This window comes from Variovorax sp. 05N34 (assembly GCF_056397405.1).
Genome location: NZ_JBFTNI010000002.1, coordinates 106,815 through 120,795, shown reverse-complemented (window position 1 = coordinate 120,795; position 13,981 = coordinate 106,815). Strand labels below are relative to the sequence as shown.

16 protein-coding genes are annotated in these 13,981 nt (G+C 63.8%); 7 read left to right on the top strand and 9 right to left on the bottom strand.

The genetic code is table 11. From position 1 onward, the window contains the following. Positions 1-33 precede the first annotated feature (33 nt). Positions 34-327 carry a DUF1330 domain-containing protein gene (locus AC1DMA_RS04885; protein ID WP_478143444.1) on the bottom strand — a complete coding sequence of 98 codons (294 nt, stop codon included), beginning with the start codon at positions 325-327 and terminating at the stop codon, positions 34-36. 484 nt (positions 328-811) lie between these two features. Between AC1DMA_RS04885 and AC1DMA_RS04880 the strand changes: the two genes are divergently transcribed. Then, a complete protein-coding gene (locus AC1DMA_RS04880; protein ID WP_478143979.1) occupies positions 812-1,183 on the top strand; it encodes a hypothetical protein in 372 nt (123 codons plus the stop codon). Between the two features lie 239 nt (positions 1,184-1,422). Here the strand turns inward: AC1DMA_RS04880 and AC1DMA_RS04875 are convergent, their stop codons facing one another. Genes AC1DMA_RS04875 through AC1DMA_RS04850 form a run of 6 tightly spaced genes read right to left on the bottom strand, consistent with a single transcriptional unit; the run spans position 1,423 to position 6,107 of the window. Next, positions 1,423-1,977, bottom strand: coding sequence for a hypothetical protein (locus tag AC1DMA_RS04875; RefSeq protein ID WP_478143443.1), 555 nt, complete (start codon positions 1,975-1,977; stop codon positions 1,423-1,425). A gap of 43 nt (positions 1,978-2,020) precedes the next feature. Continuing rightward, positions 2,021-2,728: a DUF899 family protein gene (locus tag AC1DMA_RS04870; RefSeq protein WP_478127745.1), complete on the bottom strand. Its 708-nt coding sequence runs from the start codon at positions 2,726-2,728 to the stop codon at positions 2,021-2,023. Between the two features lie 57 nt (positions 2,729-2,785). Further along, entirely contained in the window at positions 2,786-4,036 is a 1,251-nt protein-coding gene (locus tag AC1DMA_RS04865; protein WP_478143442.1) for an NAD(P)/FAD-dependent oxidoreductase, read from the bottom strand. Then, positions 4,033-4,350 (bottom strand): non-heme iron oxygenase ferredoxin subunit, encoded by a 318-nt coding sequence (locus tag AC1DMA_RS04860; protein WP_478143441.1) that lies wholly within the window; start codon positions 4,348-4,350, stop codon positions 4,033-4,035. Before AC1DMA_RS04860 ends, AC1DMA_RS04865 begins: the two co-directional genes overlap by 4 nt. A gap of 19 nt (positions 4,351-4,369) precedes the next feature. Beyond that, positions 4,370-4,840, bottom strand: coding sequence for an aromatic-ring-hydroxylating dioxygenase subunit beta (locus AC1DMA_RS04855; RefSeq protein ID WP_478143440.1), 471 nt, complete (start codon positions 4,838-4,840; stop codon positions 4,370-4,372). A 1-nt stretch (position 4,841) separates the two neighbouring features. Beyond that, the gene (locus AC1DMA_RS04850) at positions 4,842-6,107 is read right to left on the bottom strand and encodes an aromatic ring-hydroxylating dioxygenase subunit alpha (RefSeq protein WP_478143439.1); all 1,266 of its coding nucleotides are present in this window, start codon (positions 6,105-6,107) and stop codon (positions 4,842-4,844) included. 127 nt (positions 6,108-6,234) lie between these two features. On the opposite strand from AC1DMA_RS04850, the gene AC1DMA_RS04845 reads away from it, so the two are divergent. Then, positions 6,235-7,149 carry a LysR family transcriptional regulator gene (locus tag AC1DMA_RS04845; RefSeq protein ID WP_478143960.1) on the top strand — a complete coding sequence of 305 codons (915 nt, stop codon included), beginning with the start codon at positions 6,235-6,237 and terminating at the stop codon, positions 7,147-7,149. A 7-nt stretch (positions 7,150-7,156) separates the two neighbouring features. On the opposite strand, the gene AC1DMA_RS04840 is transcribed toward AC1DMA_RS04845, so the two are convergent. Together AC1DMA_RS04840 and AC1DMA_RS04835 are read right to left on the bottom strand one after the other, a co-directional pair. After that, positions 7,157-8,260, bottom strand: a complete 1,104-nt coding sequence (locus AC1DMA_RS04840; RefSeq protein WP_478143438.1) for an ABC transporter ATP-binding protein — start codon at positions 8,258-8,260, stop codon at positions 7,157-7,159. Between the two features lie 53 nt (positions 8,261-8,313). Continuing rightward, on the bottom strand, positions 8,314-9,066 hold the full coding sequence (locus tag AC1DMA_RS04835; RefSeq protein ID WP_478127739.1) for a FadR/GntR family transcriptional regulator: 753 nt from the start codon (positions 9,064-9,066) through the stop codon (positions 8,314-8,316). Positions 9,067-9,214: 148 nt separating this feature from the next. Between AC1DMA_RS04835 and AC1DMA_RS04830 the strand changes: the two genes are divergently transcribed. The 5 genes from AC1DMA_RS04830 to AC1DMA_RS04810 are packed head-to-tail and all read left to right on the top strand — an operon-like array spanning position 9,215 to position 13,968. Next, a complete protein-coding gene (locus tag AC1DMA_RS04830) occupies positions 9,215-10,582 on the top strand; it encodes an ABC transporter substrate-binding protein (protein ID WP_478143437.1) in 1,368 nt (455 codons plus the stop codon). A gap of 16 nt (positions 10,583-10,598) precedes the next feature. Further along, on the top strand, positions 10,599-11,495 hold the full coding sequence (locus AC1DMA_RS04825) for a carbohydrate ABC transporter permease (protein ID WP_478143436.1): 897 nt from the start codon (positions 10,599-10,601) through the stop codon (positions 11,493-11,495). Next, a complete protein-coding gene (locus AC1DMA_RS04820; protein WP_478127736.1) occupies positions 11,492-12,334 on the top strand; it encodes a carbohydrate ABC transporter permease in 843 nt (280 codons plus the stop codon). The genes AC1DMA_RS04825 and AC1DMA_RS04820 overlap by 4 nt, the downstream gene beginning before the upstream one ends. 4 nt (positions 12,335-12,338) lie before the next feature. Beyond that, positions 12,339-13,139, top strand: coding sequence for a shikimate dehydrogenase family protein (locus tag AC1DMA_RS04815; RefSeq protein ID WP_478143435.1), 801 nt, complete (start codon positions 12,339-12,341; stop codon positions 13,137-13,139). Between the two features lie 19 nt (positions 13,140-13,158). Continuing rightward, on the top strand, positions 13,159-13,968 hold the full coding sequence (locus AC1DMA_RS04810; RefSeq protein WP_478143434.1) for an HpcH/HpaI aldolase family protein: 810 nt from the start codon (positions 13,159-13,161) through the stop codon (positions 13,966-13,968). Positions 13,969-13,981 lie beyond the last annotated feature (13 nt).

The window sequence follows — 13,981 nt, the reverse complement described above, 5'->3', positions numbered from 1 at the left end:
TTTCCCCGTGTGGCTGTAGCGTAGTCCTGCGCTTCAAGGAGTAAAGCCTTCCACGAACACGAGTTCCGAGCGCGCGCCCCCGTGTCGACCTCGGACGATCGCCTGATACTCCGGAGACCGATACCAGGCTTGCAAATCGTCCATCGAAGGGAATTCGATGACGACGAGCCTCGCGGGCTGCCAGGACCCTTCGACGACCTCGGTGGCGCCGCCACGGACAAGGAACCGTCCGCCGAACTTCGGCAACGTCCCGGCCGTATGACGTCGATAGGACTCGTAAATGTCAGGCGTGTGGACTTCGATATTCGCGATGCAGTAGGCGGGCATGGTGTCTCGGTGCAAATGCCCGGGAGCATAAAAGCCGTTGACGTCGGCGCGGAAATGCCGCCTCGGCATGACGGGGATGCCGTCTCGTTTGCCAACCGCGGCATGTCCGTCATCCCGCGACTGCATTTCCTGGACTGCGAGGTCCTTTCTATGCTCAGTTCGCTGGCAACCACCTAAACCAGCATCATGCGCCTGGGGATCGCTGCAGGTGCGTCGTATCGCATCGGTTTGCAGCGGCGCATTCCTGCCGGCCGCAGCGGGGCTGCTCGACGGCAAGAAGGTCGCAGCCCACGGAACTCGGCAAAGGCCACTTGAGGGCGCTCACGCCCCCATCAATCTCATCGCCTTCATCGCCAGAGCAGCAAGCGGTGCGCAGCCAGTGGCGCGCGAGGCCGCATTAATCGATTGGCAAGACGCTGAGGCCGGCCTACATTGGTCTTCCACTCACCAAGGAGATCGCAACATGCCCATTCGCATCGCATCGATGACTCACCGCATCGCGAAGAACGGCGCGATGCTTCACAAGGCCACGATGGACCGTGTCCACTCGCTGGGGGCGGACCACGAGCCGTCCGAAGCCGAACAAAAGCTGACCGAGGAGCGCCGCCTGCTCAAGGAGGAGCGTGCGAAGCGCCAAGCGCAGGCGCTGCTGCCGAGGGCGAAGGCCATCGACAAGTTGGTGAGAACGCATCACCCGGAGGCCAAAGAGAAGCCGAAGGAAAGAAAGGAGCCTAAGGAAGCCAAGAATTCCAAGGCTGGCAAGGCGCACAGGCCCTCGCGGGGCGAGAAGCACGCCGCGCAGGCGGCGGCGCTGCAGGCCGCGAGTAGAGCGCCGAAAAAGACGACGAAGACATAAAGACGCGCTTTGGCGCCCCCGGCTATTCGATCCCGCTCAGGCAAGCAGACGGCAGCGAGGTGTTCGAGGAGGTAAGCCGCAGCGACACGAGAAAGAAGGAGCCGTCGACAGGGCCGCGGCGCGAGCATTTCGACAGACGCAAGCGCCAAGACCCGACGCGCAAGACACTCGGCCGGCTCATCTTGCGTCCGCCAGCAAGGCACATGCCATCCGCCTGCGCCGGGCTGCTCACGCCCCGGCTATGCGCGCCGATGCCGCGAAACGATGCGCCGGACTTGCCGGAGCCAGGCCGGCCAATCGTCGGTGCGGCCAATGGCGACCGCCCGAAAGATGGCGCGATGCTCTTCCAGGACCATGTTGAGTGCGTGCAGGTTGCGCTCGTTGTAGGCCCAGGTGCCGGAGACGACGATGAGCCCCGATTGCGCCGGCGTCACCTGGACATTCGTCGCACCGATGCGCTCGACGGCCGCCACGCGGGACGCCGCCTGAAACGCCGGATCTCCAACGCCCGGCATCGGGCGCGAAGACGCGAAACGGATGACCTGGACCTGCGGGTAATGGCGAGTGATATAGGCGCAGGCTTCGTAGAACAGCAACGCGCCGACGTTTCGCGGCTCTCCCTGCGTCACGGAGGTGGGTGCGAAGCTTCCGAAGTACACCTCCGTGCCGCCATTGCCGAGGCGCACCGGATCCACGCGGCCCAGAAACAGGCGGCCGGCGAACATCAGCATCGGCTGGCCCAGTTGATAGGGAGCGCCGCCGGGTCCGATGATCTGTATCAGCTGAGATGCCATGAAGCCGAAGCTTGCCCTTATTTGGCCCTGTCAATACAGGAGCTCAATACTGGAGCTTCGGATACCAGTCGGTGCCGCGTCCGCCGGGCGTCAGGTCCAGGATCAACCAGAGCGGGGCAATGTCTGGCGCGCCGCGCGGATCCTGGCCGGGGTCGGACATCTCGCCCGTCATTTCAGACGCCCAGAACAGCCGGACCTTGTCGCCGTCGCGCTTGAACACGATCAACGCCGGGTATTCGCTTCCGTCCGGCTGCAGCACGCCGATGTCCTTGGCATAGTCGTCGCCGACCGTCTGCACGAAATTCAGGTCACGCCAGCCCCTCTCCTGTGCGAAAGCGTACTGCCGCCCGACGGGCGAACGCCCGAGCACCTTGAGCGCGACACGCTGCTTGATGTCGGCTGCGTTGCCGTTCAGTGCCCCGAGCAGGTTGGTACACATCGGGCACGGCCGCTCGCGCTGCGGTCCATACATCCAGAAGTAGGTGACGAGCGTGTCCTTGTCGCCGAAGAGATCGATCAGCCCCGCCTCGAATCCCTGTTCGTCCTTGAAGCGGTAGTCCTTGTCGATGACCGGCCCCGGCGGCAACGCCTGGCGCTGCTCGACCATGCGCGTCATGTGACGACGAAACTCGATCTCTTCGGCCAGCAGCGCTTCTCGCGCAGCATCGTATTCGGCGGACGAGCCCGGGAACGGTCTCTTTGCCTTCTTCGCCAGAACGGCGGCGGGGATCAGTGTCTGCGTCTCTTGCATGCCCTTGCTCCTTGTCTGCAAAACAGGAGTATGGAAAAGAACGCTGATTCCAACAAGTCAGTGTGCCTGGACCTTTGTGAGTGGCACGCCGGGGTTCGCCAGTAGGCTCGCATCGACACTTGTGCGAAGCTCGATCAGGCGTCGCGCAAACCGCAAGTCCTTTGCCGAATTGGGGCCCATCGCCGCAACGACCCTGTCTCCATCGAGAAAGAACATGACGAAGCTTTTGGAGTCCCGGTCGCCTCTCACCACGACCTCGTGAGCGGGCGAGGGCACACCAAAGATCTGCAGATTGATGTCGTACTGATCGGACCAGAACCAGGGCAAGGGCTGGTGATTCACTTCAATGCCCAGCGCTGACCTCGCGGCAGCAATCCCTTGCTCCTGCGCGTTTTGCCAAGACTCGAGCCGCATCCGTCGCCCGGCCCAATCGCAGTGCCAGTTCGCTACGTCGCCCGCGGCGAAGATGTCGGCATGCGACGAGCGGCACTGCGCGTCGACCACGATGCCGCCGTCGCAGTCCAGTCCTGCTTCGCGCGCGAATTCGTCGTTGGCGATCAAGCCCACGCCAATCAGCACGGCATCGCATGCGAGCCGGCGACCATCGACCAAAGCGGCCATCAAGCCACCTTGCGGCGCGGGAATCAACTGCTCGACGCCGGTGCCGAGCTCGATGTGGACACCGTGCGAAGCATGCAGTTGGTGCAGATAGCCCGACATCTCCGGCGGGACCGTGCGTTCGCACAGGCGGCCCATCGCTTCAACCACCGTCACATGCATGCCTTTGTTCTTCGAAGTCGCGGCGACTTCGAGACCGATCCAGCCACCGCCAACGACGAGCAAGCGCTTGCCTGGAGACAGAGCGGCACCCAACGCCTTTGCATCCTCGATGCTGCGCAGAGTGAAGACGCCGGGCAGATCCGCGCCGGGAATGCTCAGTCGTCGCGCGCGACCGCCATTGCACAAGATGAGCTTGTCGTATCCGACGGAATATGGGATGGAATCTCCCCGCGACAGGTGAAGCCGCTTGGCGGCCTTGTCGATGAATGTCGCGCTGACGTTCGGCCGCCAGTCGATGTCCAATGCGTCGAATGCCTCCGTCTTCATCAGACAGGTGCTCTCCGCGGCTGCTTCGCCCGAGAGCACGGCCTTGGACAAAGGTGGACGCTCGTACGGCCGATGCGGCTCGTCGCCGATCAGGACCACGCGGCCTTTGAAGCCCTCGGCACGCAAGGTCCGCGCAGCCCATCCGCCAGCCTGTCCGGCGCCGACGATGGCGATGGTCTCCGCGACAGTCTCGGCGGTCATGTCAGCGAAAGGAACACCCGGCCGGCTTCGATCCTGACCGGGTACGAACGGATCGCCTCGGTGACGGGCGCGCAGGTGGGTTGCCCATTGCGCACGTCGAACTTGCCCTGGTGCAAGGGGCATTCGATCTCATGCCCCTCGAGGAAGCCTTCGCACAGCCGTGCATGGCCGTGGGTGCAGATGTTGTCGGTCGCGAAGATCTGGCCATCCACGCTGTAGAGCGCGATGTCACGCCCGTCCACCACCATGCCAATGACATCGTCGACCGGCACATCGTCCACGGGTGCGGCATCGGTCCAAAGCTGCTCGTTCATGTCTGCTCTCGTTATGTTCTTAGAGTGGATAGATGACGGAGTTCGGGATCATCTCGCTGTCGTAGATGACGAGTCGCGACTCGAACTTGAGGCCCTGTTCGGTGCGCACGACGATGTCGACATATCGCCCGACATTGAAGACCGACGATAGCTCCGAAAGCTTGGTGCGAAACACTGCGTAGTTGGCCTCGCATTCGAACCGGCCGGGCTCCGACTTGCGCACGACCGGCGCACCAACAACGTGGCGCTGGTAGTAAGGGTCGTGGAACAGCGTCTCCCGAATGCCATAGACGCGGTCCTTGAGCATTCCCTTGCTCTCGAAAGACAGCGTCGCAAGCGGAAAGCCTCTCTCGAAGTTCTCCCGCGGCTGCAGTCGATAGGTGCAGTCTTCAGTAAAGAACTCGGGCCAGAGTTCCCAATGGCCGGAACTGACGGCGCTAGCGTAGTCGGCATAGAGCTGGTTCAGCTCGAAGTAGTCTCTGAACTCCATCTCATGCCTCCATGACTTTGCGCCAGTACTCGTACATGCCGCGAATCAATGTCTCGGTGACCATGTGGTCGGTATCGCCGACCTCACGCCCGCCCAGTTCGGCCAGGGTTCGATGAAATGGCTTCTGCTCGAAGCCCTTTTGCGAAAGCTCGATCACTTCGCCGTCATCCGCCGAGACGAATCCCGCGGGCCCGAAAAGATTGGCCTGGCGAAGGCGGCGCTTCGTCATGACTTGGTCGTCGTCCTCGAACCCGAAGTGCGTCCAGACGAAATCGAAGCTGCCGGGCCCGTTCGGCTGGATGTGCCGCGTCGAGACACTGTTGACCTGCTGCTGCAGGATCACGCTCGGGAACAGCGTCATCATCACCGCCGTGGGGCCGCCCCACCAGGGCTCGGGCACGATGTCGAGAAAGCGGTCGTCGTTGAGCTGCATGCTTTCCTTGAAGCTCGATACCTGCGTGACCTGGTCCGCCTTGCCGCTCGCGCCGCGCGTGGAGATCATCGCAGCGTGCCGGTGGTGCGCGTCCATCTTCAGCTCCGACTTGTTGTCCGCGCGCCAGAGCCCGAAAGTCACGAACCAGGTGTGGAGCAGTCCCGGGTGGTAGGGGTCCTTGATGTTCTCCTGCATCAACTTCCAGTTGCCTGGAATGCGCTGGCGGTTGTAGCCGAGCAGCTTCAGCTTGCGGCCATTGAACAGCCGGTCGAAGTAGCCGAGGATTGCCGGACCCATGAAGTCTTCGAGCGATTCGACATCGTGATCGAAAGAAGCGAAGACGACACCGCCACGGGTTGCGACTTTCAGCTTGTTGAGCCCGTGTTCCGCGGGCTTGAAGTCGGCCGGCATGCCGCCGTTGACCTTACCGTCCTGCTTGACCCCGCGCCGGAAAGGCACGCCCTGCAAGTCGCCATTGAGCGTGTAGTTCCATTGGTGGTAGGGGCAGGTGAACCCCCCATCCTTCTTGTTGCCGTGCCGCTCGCGGCAAAACTGCATGCCGCGATGCGCGCACACGTTCTCGATCACATTGATGGCGCCTTCGGCGTCGCGGACCATGATGACGGAGCGCTCGCCGATCACCGTGCGCGTGAAGTCACCCGCGTTCGGGATCTCCGCTTCCAGGCCCACGTAGCACCAGTGGCCCCGATAGAAGAACCGTTCGAGTTCGCGCCGATGCTGGTCGGACTCGGTGTAGGCCATGAAGGGGATGCGGCTCGTGCCTTGGTCTTCCCAGTGGATCTTCTGGGGGAAGACGGCCGATGTGTCGTCCATGCGTGTCTCCTTGTGTCGTGCGGCTTGTCGCCCGGTTCAATGATCGTCAAGCCATCGTCATCGTTCAATAGAATACGGCGAATAGTCTTTATTGATTTGGCGAATGTGAATGTGGATGTGAATGATCATGGAGCTCAAGGACATCGATCTCAACCTCCTGGTGGTTTTCAATCAATTGCTCATTGACCGCCGCGTCTCCAAGGTTGCGACCAGCCTCGGGCTTTCGCAGCCCGGAGTGAGCAATGCGCTGGCGCGGCTGCGCAAGCTCACCGACGACCCGCTTTTTCTGCGCACGCCCAAGGGCATGGAGCCCACGCCTTTTGCCCAACAGCTCGCGGAGCCCACGGCGCGTGCGCTGCAGGTGATTCACGCGGCCATCAATCAGCGCGCGAACTTCGACCCCGCCACTTCGACGCGCGCTTTCACGGTCGGCATGACCGACATCGGAGAGATCTACTTTCTCCCCAAGCTGATGAAGGAGCTGTCCCGCGTGGCGCCGGGCGTCTCGCTGAGCACCGTGCGCAACACGGCAGTGAACTTGCAGGACGAGATGGAAGCAGGGCACGTCAGCCTCGCGATCGGATTGCTGCCGCAACTCAAGGCCGGCTACTTCCAGCGTCGGCTGTTCAAGCAGCACTATGTCTGCATGTTCCGGCGGGGTCACGCGCTCGACAAGCGCTCCATTTCCCTCGGCGAATTTTCAGCGGCCGATCATGTCGTCGTGATCTCGGAAGGGACGGGCCATGGACAGGCCGACGAACTCCTGAGGCGCAGGAACATCGCACGCAAGGTCGTGCTCACGGTGCCGCATTACGTCGCGGTCGGGCACATCCTGCATGACTCCGACCTGGTTGCGACGGTGCCCGAACGCCTCGCGCAGGCGCTGGTGGAGCCCTTCGGCCTGTCATACGTGCGCAATCCGGCCAAGCTGCCGGAGATCGCGATCAGCTTGTTCTGGCATGGCCGTTATCACAAGGACCCAGCCATCACATGGCTGCGGTCGCTGATCGTCCGGCTGCACGGCGAAAGCGCGCCGGCTTGAGTGGCGTTCAGGCCATGGCCATTGCCGGTGCGGCACGCTTCAGTGCGGCTTCGTTCGCATCGAAGAAATGCAGCGCTTCCGGCGCGAGCGCGAGATGCAGCGTGCGGGGCAGTTCGGTATCGGCTCCGGGCGTCAGTAGCACGAGTTCGCCGATCGGCGACCGCAAGTAGCAGAAGGCGCGATCGCCCAGTTGTTCCACCGCCAGTGTTTCGCAATCAGCGAGTTCGAGCGCGACCTGGCCAGGCAGCGGCGTACCGATGCGCACCTGCTCGGCCCTGAAGCCGAACGTGCTGACGTCGCCCTGAAGCCGCTGCGGGACGCGAAGGGTCATGTCGCCGATCCGCAGGCGCGTGCCTTCGCTGTCGGTCTCCGTTGCATCGACGTTGAAGAGATTCATGCGCGGCGTGCCAATGAAGCCCGCCACGAAGAGATTGGCCGGCGAGCGATAGAGCGCAAGCGGAGAGCCCACCTGTTCGATGTGGCCCTTGCGCAGCACCACGATCTGGTCGGCGAGCGTCATCGCTTCCGTCTGGTCGTGCGTCACATACACCGCGGTGGCTTTGAGCGAGCGCTGCATGCGCGCAATCTCCAGCCGCAGTTTCACGCGCAATTCGAGGTCGAGGTTCGACAGCGGCTCGTCGTAGAGAAAGACTTCGGGCTGGCGGATCATCGCGCGGCCCATGGCGACACGCTGGCGCTGGCCGCCGGACAGTTGGCGCGGGTAGCGGTCGAGCAGCGCCGTGAGTTCGAGCGTGCGGGCGATTTCATCGACGCTCTGCTGCTGCCGCGCGGCGTCGACCTTGGCCATGCGCAACGGAAACGCAAGGTTCTGTCGCACCGTCTTGTGCGGATAGAGCGCGTAGTTCTGGAACACCAGCGCGCAGCCGCGTTCGGCGGGCGGCACGTCGTTCATCACGCGACCGCCAATGATTACCTCGCCGCCGCTGGGTGTTTCGAGCCCCGCGATCATCCGCAGCAACGTGGACTTGCCGCAGCCCGATGGGCCGAGAAGCACCGTCACCTGCCCGTCGGGCATCGTGAGATCGAGGCCCGGAATGACTTCGACGTCGCCGAAGCGCTTGCTGATGGATTTCAGTTGAATGTCTGCCATGTGGGGCGTCCCTGGAGGTCGGAGGTCAAAGATTGGAGATTGGAGATCGGAAGTCAGGTCGATGGCGCGGCGGCGGATTTCGCCACGCCGCGCTGGATGTTCGTTTCAGTGAGACCGAGCAGCTCTTCCATCGCGCGGCGGGCGGCGGCCGGCTTGCGCGCCCAGATCTGGTCGAGCACCTCGCGATGCAGCGGCAAGCTCTTGCGAGGCGCGCCGGGCTGGCGTGTGGAGAGCTCGAACGAGGTTCGCAGCGCGGCCTGGATGGTTGCACCGAAGGCGACGAGGAACGGATTGCCAGTCGCCGCCAGGATCGCGTGATGAAACTCGAGGTCTGGGCCGGCATAGGCGACCGCGTCCATGCCGGCCGCGTCCATCATGCGGTAGGCGCGCTCTATGGCGGCAATGGCCGAATCGGGCGCCGATGCCGCTGCGATCTCGCAGGCCGCCGGCTCGACGATGCGCCGCAGTTGCATCAGGTGCTGCGCCATCTGCACGCGGTCGTTGCCGGACCACGCCCAGCGCAGCACGTCTTCATCGAGCATGTTCCATTGCGTGCGCGGCAGCACGCGCGTGCCGGCCTTCTGGCGCGACGCGATCAGGCCCTTGGCCTTGAGACGGGTGAGCGCCTCGCGTACCGACGTGCGCGCGACGCCGAGCTCATCGGCCAGCTCCATCTCGGTCGGCAGCGGTGATCCATCTCCCCATTCGCCGGCGATGACGCGACTCGCGAGGGTCTCGGTCACAGCCATCGGGCCGCGCCGCAGGGCAGCGCTCGGCGCTTCATGTTTTTGTTTATCGTCGGACATATTGTTTTCAAAAATAAGGTTATCCGACCTGAAACAGCCCTAACTGCCGGGTTTACCATGAGAAAGATCAATTTATTTGTCTGTCATATTCTCCATCAGCCGACCACACAGCCGACACACGGATGACCCGGAAGAAAGAGAAACGACCATGAGCCTCCCGCACTCTCTCGACATCGACCCGAAACGCCGCAGCCTCCTGAAGGCCGCGGCCGCCAGTGCGGCGGTCGGCGCAGGCAGCCTGCTGGCGTTTCCGGCCATCGCGCAGGCCAAGCCCTTTGCCGGCGTCAAGCTGCGCGGTGCGGCCTACCAGCACGGCTTCTTCAACATCCTGCGCAAGTACATCCCCGAATTCGAGCAGCAGACGGGCATGACGGTCGATCTGCAGTTGTCGGCCTTCCCGGTCTACAACCAGCAGGCCGACCTGGAGCTGTCGTCGGGCGGCAGCGCCTGGGATTTCTGCAACGTCACCTTCATCCTGGCCGCACGCTGGGTTGCCGCGGGCCTGCTCGCCAACCTGAGCGACTTCGCCACGGACCCCAAGCACACGCCGGCGAACTGGAACCCTGACGACTTCGTGAAAGGCGCGCAGCTGCCGTATCTCGACAAGGCCGGCAAGGCCTACGGTTTCGCGTGGGAGGGCGGGGCGATGCTGATGGGCGTCAGCCGCACCGACCTCATGAAGAAGCGCGGCGTGGAAGCACCTCGCACTTTCGACGAACTCATGAAGGTGGCCGAAGCCATCAACGGTCAGGACGGCGTCACAGGCTTCGTCAGCTCGAATCTGCATCACTGGTTCCTGCCGCCGTACATCCAGGGCTACGGCGGCGACCTTTTCGTGAAACCACCAACCGACATCACGCCGGCGCTCGACTCGGCCGCCTCCATCCAGGCGACGGAGTTCTATTCGAAGCTGCTGTCCAAATACAGTCCGCAGGGCGTGCTCGGCTACACCGAAGACCAAGCGCGTGCGGCGCTGATCAGCGGGCGCTCGAACATCTTCATCCATTCGAGTTCATGGGTGAGCGCGATGCTGACTGCGCCCGAAAGCAAGGTGAAGGACACGGCGCGCGTCATGCGCATGCCCGCCGGCCCCAAGGGCGACTACCCCGCATCGAACAGCCAGGGCCTCGGCATTCCGAAGAACGCGAAGAACAAGGAAGCCGCCTGGGAGTTCATCAAGTGGACGTTGAGCCCCGAGCTCACCGCCCGCATCGTGAAGGACACCGGCCATCCTTCCGTCTGCCGCCGCTCGATCATCGAGAGCGCGGAGTACAAGCGCATCAACACCATCAACGGGCAAGACCTCGGCAAGCTCTATCTCGAAGTGCTGGAGCAGCCGGGCAAGACGCACAACTACATGGCCTATCGCACGGTCAAGGAATTCCCGCTCGTCGGCGATGTGGTCAACAAGGCGGTCGAACGCGTGGTCTCGGGGCAGCAGAGTGCGGCCGACTCGATGAAGGCGGCGCAGGAATCCGCCGTCTCGGCGCTGCGTCGCTCGGGCGCGAAGGTGTGAACGCCGGCTTGATCACATGAGTGGGCAGTCTTACGACCTGCAGCGCCGCCGCTTCACGCGGATGGCGATTGCGCCGAGCCTCATCTTCCTGCTGATCGTGGCGGGGCTGCCGACGCTGTTCCTGCTCGTCACGAGTCTCACGCCGGGCGCGCTGGTCAATCCCGGCTCGCTGGGCGATTTCTCGGACCCGCTGCGCAACTACAAGCTGCTGGGCGGCGACGAGCGCTTTGTCGGCTCGCTGGCCGTGCAGGCGCGGCTGTCGCTCTACACGGTGGTGCTGCAGGTGCTGCTGGGCACCGGGCTCGCACTGCTGGTGCATTCGGGCCAGGAACGCTGGAAATCGCTGCGGCATCTTTTCGTGATCCCGATGGTGCTGCCGCCGATCGTGGTGGCGGTGATCTGGAAGCTGGTCTACACGCCCGACATCAGCCCGATCTATCAAGCCGCGCACGCGCTCGGCATCGCCTTGCCCGCGCTCACCACGCACGTCGACTTCGCGCTTTGGTCGATCGTCATTGCCGACACATGGGAATGGGCGCCCTTTACCTTCCTGATGGTGCTGGCCGCACTGCAGACGCTGCCCGCTGAATACGTCGAAGCGGCGCGCATGGATGGCGCCGACGCCTGGCGGGTGTTCGGCCACATCGTATTGCCCTACATCGCGCCGGTGCTGCTGGTGTGCACGCTCTTCCGGCTCATCGACAGCATCAAGGCGTTTCCCCTGATCTTTCTGTTGACCGGCGGCGGACCGGGCTCGGTGACCGAGGTGACCAACTACTACGCGTATCTCGTGGCATTCAATTTTGGCGAACTCGGGTATTCGAGTGCCATCACCGTGGTGCTGCTGGCCGCGACGGTGCTGATCAGCTGGGGTGCGATGCGCCTGAGCCGCAATGCGGGGGCGGCGGAATGACGACGACTTCATTGCACAAATCGCCCTGGCGCAAACGCTGGCCCGTCGCGCGCTGGGCCGTGCCGCTGATCCTGTTTGTCATGCTGCTGCCTTTCCTGTGGCTGCTGCAGATGTCGTTCAAGCCGACGCCGATGATCCTGGAGTTTCCGCCGCGCGTGATCTTCATGCCGACGCTCGAACACTACGTGGGACTCTGGCAGGCGGGATTTCCGGAATCTTTCGTCAACAGCCTGATCACGAGCATCGTGTCGACACTGCTTGCGCTGATCTTCGGCATACCGGCGGCCTATGCGCTCTCTCGCTGGACCGGGCGCGGACGCTTCGGGCTCGGGCTGGGCATCCTGCTCACGCGCATGGCGCCGCCGATCGCTTTCACGATTCCGTTCTTCCTTGCCTATCGCTGGTTGGGGCTGCTGGACACGCGCACGGGGCTGATCATGATCTACATGACCTTCAACCTGCCGCTGGTCATCTGGATGATGCAACCCTTCTTCGATGCCGTGCCTGCATCGCTCGAAGAGGCCGCGTTGATGGACGGCGCGGGCTTCGGCACCGTGTTCCTCGAAATCGTGATGCCGATGGCAACGGCCGGCATCGCGGCCACGGCGATCCTGTGCTTCCTGTATGCATGGAACGACTTCTTCTTCGCGCTCATCCTCACGCGAACCGATGCGCGCACCGCGCCCGTCGCGGTCGTGAACTTCATGAACTACGAAGGATGGGAGTGGGGAAAGATCGCGGCAGGCGGGTCGCTGGTCATGGCGCCTGTGCTCGTCTTCTCGATGCTGGTGCGGCGCTATCTCGTGAGCGGCTTGACCGCCGGCGCTGTGAAGGGTTGACGCCATGGTTCCCGCATCGCTCAGCGGCGCGACGCGCCTCGTTCCGATCCTTGCGCATCCGGTCGACCATGTGCGCGCACCGCGCATCTACAACCCGGCCTTTGCGGCGGCGGGGCTCGATTGGTGCCTCGTGCCRATGGGCGTGCATCCGGATGACTTCGCAGCCACGGTGGCGCAACTTGCGCGCGTCGGCAATCTCCAGGGGCTCAATCTCACGATTCCGCACAAGGCCGCAGCGCATGCATTGTGCGTACGGCACGGGCCGGAGGCCCGGCGCACGGGCGTGGTCAACACCATGCGGATCGACGCCGACGGCCAATGGTCGGGCGAGAGTTTCGACGGCGTCGGCTTCGTCGAGGCCGCGCGTGCCAACGGCATCCTGTGGACGGATCGGCCCGTGGTGCTGGTCGGCGCGGGCGGTGCCGGGACGGCCATTGCATTTGCATTGGCGGCAGCCGGTGTGCGAGAACTGCATGTGATCAATCGAGAGCCCGAGCGCGCGGAGCATCTCGCTTCCGAAGTGCGCAAGGCCTTTCCGGATGTCCGCATCGACACACGTGCCGAGAGCCTGAGCAGCGCGGGCCTTGCAGTCAACGCGACCTCTCTGGGCCTGCATGCGGGCGACCCGATGCCGTTCGACCCGACGCTGCTGCCCGCGGATGCGGCGCTGTTCGACATCATCGCCGCGCGCGACACCGAACTCATGGCCGCATGCAGTGCGCGCGGGCTGCAAGTCGTCGGCGGCAAGCCCATGATCGATCACCAGGTCGCCGCGCAGATCGCCTTCTGGCGCGGCAGCCAATGAACAACCCGAATTGAAGTCCATGCCCACACGCAACGCATTCAAGCACGCCCTTGCGGCGAACATCCCTCAGATCGGCATCTGGTCGACGCTGCCGGACCCCTACATCTCCGAACTGCTCGCGGGCGCCGGCTTCGATTGGATCCTGCTGGACGCCGAACACACGCCCGGTGATCCGACGACCATGCTGCGGCAGTTGCAGGCAGTGCAGGCCGAGCGCGACCGGCCGACTTCGGCGGTCGTGCGGCCGCCGTGGAATGACCCGGTCCTGATCAAGCAATACCTCGACATCGGCGCGCAGACGCTGCTGCTTCCTTTCGTGCAGAACCGCGCCGAAGCCGAGGCGGCTGTGGCCGCCACGCGCTATCCGCCCAACGGCATCCGCGGCATGGGCGGCACGGTGCGCGCGTCGAAGTTTGGCCGCGACACCGGCTACGTCGCCAATGCCGCGAGCGAGCTTTGCGTGCTGGTGCAAGTCGAGACCGCCGAAGCACTCGAGCATCTGGAAGACATTGCGAATGTCGATGGTGTCGATGGCGTGTTCATCGGCCCGGGCGACCTGTCGGCGAGCATGGGCGTCGCGGGGCAGGTCAACCACCCGACTGTGCGCGCAGCCATCGACAAGGCCATCGCGCGCATCCTGGCGTGCGGAAAGGCGCCGGGCATTCTCATGAACGACGAGCCGCGCGCGCAGGAGTTGCTCAATTTAGGCGCACTGTTCGTGGCCGTCGCCAACGACCAGGTGCTGCTTCGCAAGAGCGCCGACGACGTGGCGGCGCGATTCAACCAGCGCAGCGCACCGAATGCCGCGCCAGCGCCCGCAACCTACTGAAGCAACCCCCAGA

What these genes read in the sequence shown, in the direction of transcription:
- AC1DMA_RS04885 (WP_478143444.1), bottom strand. Translation starts at nt 327, where the DNA reads ATGCCCGCCTACTGCATCGCGAATATCGAAGTCCACACGCCTGACATT.
- AC1DMA_RS04880 (WP_478143979.1), top strand. Translation starts at nt 812, where the DNA reads ATGACTCACCGCATCGCGAAGAACGGCGCGATGCTTCACAAGGCCACG.
- AC1DMA_RS04875 (WP_478143443.1), bottom strand. Translation starts at nt 1,977, where the DNA reads ATGGCATCTCAGCTGATACAGATCATCGGACCCGGCGGCGCTCCCTAT.
- AC1DMA_RS04870 (WP_478127745.1), bottom strand. Translation starts at nt 2,728, where the DNA reads ATGCAAGAGACGCAGACACTGATCCCCGCCGCCGTTCTGGCGAAGAAG.
- AC1DMA_RS04865 (WP_478143442.1), bottom strand. Translation starts at nt 4,036, where the DNA reads ATGACCGCCGAGACTGTCGCGGAGACCATCGCCATCGTCGGCGCCGGA.
- AC1DMA_RS04860 (WP_478143441.1), bottom strand. Translation starts at nt 4,350, where the DNA reads ATGAACGAGCAGCTTTGGACCGATGCCGCACCCGTGGACGATGTGCCG.
- AC1DMA_RS04855 (WP_478143440.1), bottom strand. Translation starts at nt 4,840, where the DNA reads ATGGAGTTCAGAGACTACTTCGAGCTGAACCAGCTCTATGCCGACTAC.
- AC1DMA_RS04850 (WP_478143439.1), bottom strand. Translation starts at nt 6,107, where the DNA reads ATGGACGACACATCGGCCGTCTTCCCCCAGAAGATCCACTGGGAAGAC.
- AC1DMA_RS04845 (WP_478143960.1), top strand. Translation starts at nt 6,235, where the DNA reads ATGGAGCTCAAGGACATCGATCTCAACCTCCTGGTGGTTTTCAATCAA.
- AC1DMA_RS04840 (WP_478143438.1), bottom strand. Translation starts at nt 8,260, where the DNA reads ATGGCAGACATTCAACTGAAATCCATCAGCAAGCGCTTCGGCGACGTC.
- AC1DMA_RS04835 (WP_478127739.1), bottom strand. Translation starts at nt 9,066, where the DNA reads ATGTCCGACGATAAACAAAAACATGAAGCGCCGAGCGCTGCCCTGCGG.
- AC1DMA_RS04830 (WP_478143437.1), top strand. Translation starts at nt 9,215, where the DNA reads ATGAGCCTCCCGCACTCTCTCGACATCGACCCGAAACGCCGCAGCCTC.
- AC1DMA_RS04825 (WP_478143436.1), top strand. Translation starts at nt 10,599, where the DNA reads ATGAGTGGGCAGTCTTACGACCTGCAGCGCCGCCGCTTCACGCGGATG.
- AC1DMA_RS04820 (WP_478127736.1), top strand. Translation starts at nt 11,492, where the DNA reads ATGACGACGACTTCATTGCACAAATCGCCCTGGCGCAAACGCTGGCCC.
- AC1DMA_RS04810 (WP_478143434.1), top strand. Translation starts at nt 13,159, where the DNA reads ATGCCCACACGCAACGCATTCAAGCACGCCCTTGCGGCGAACATCCCT.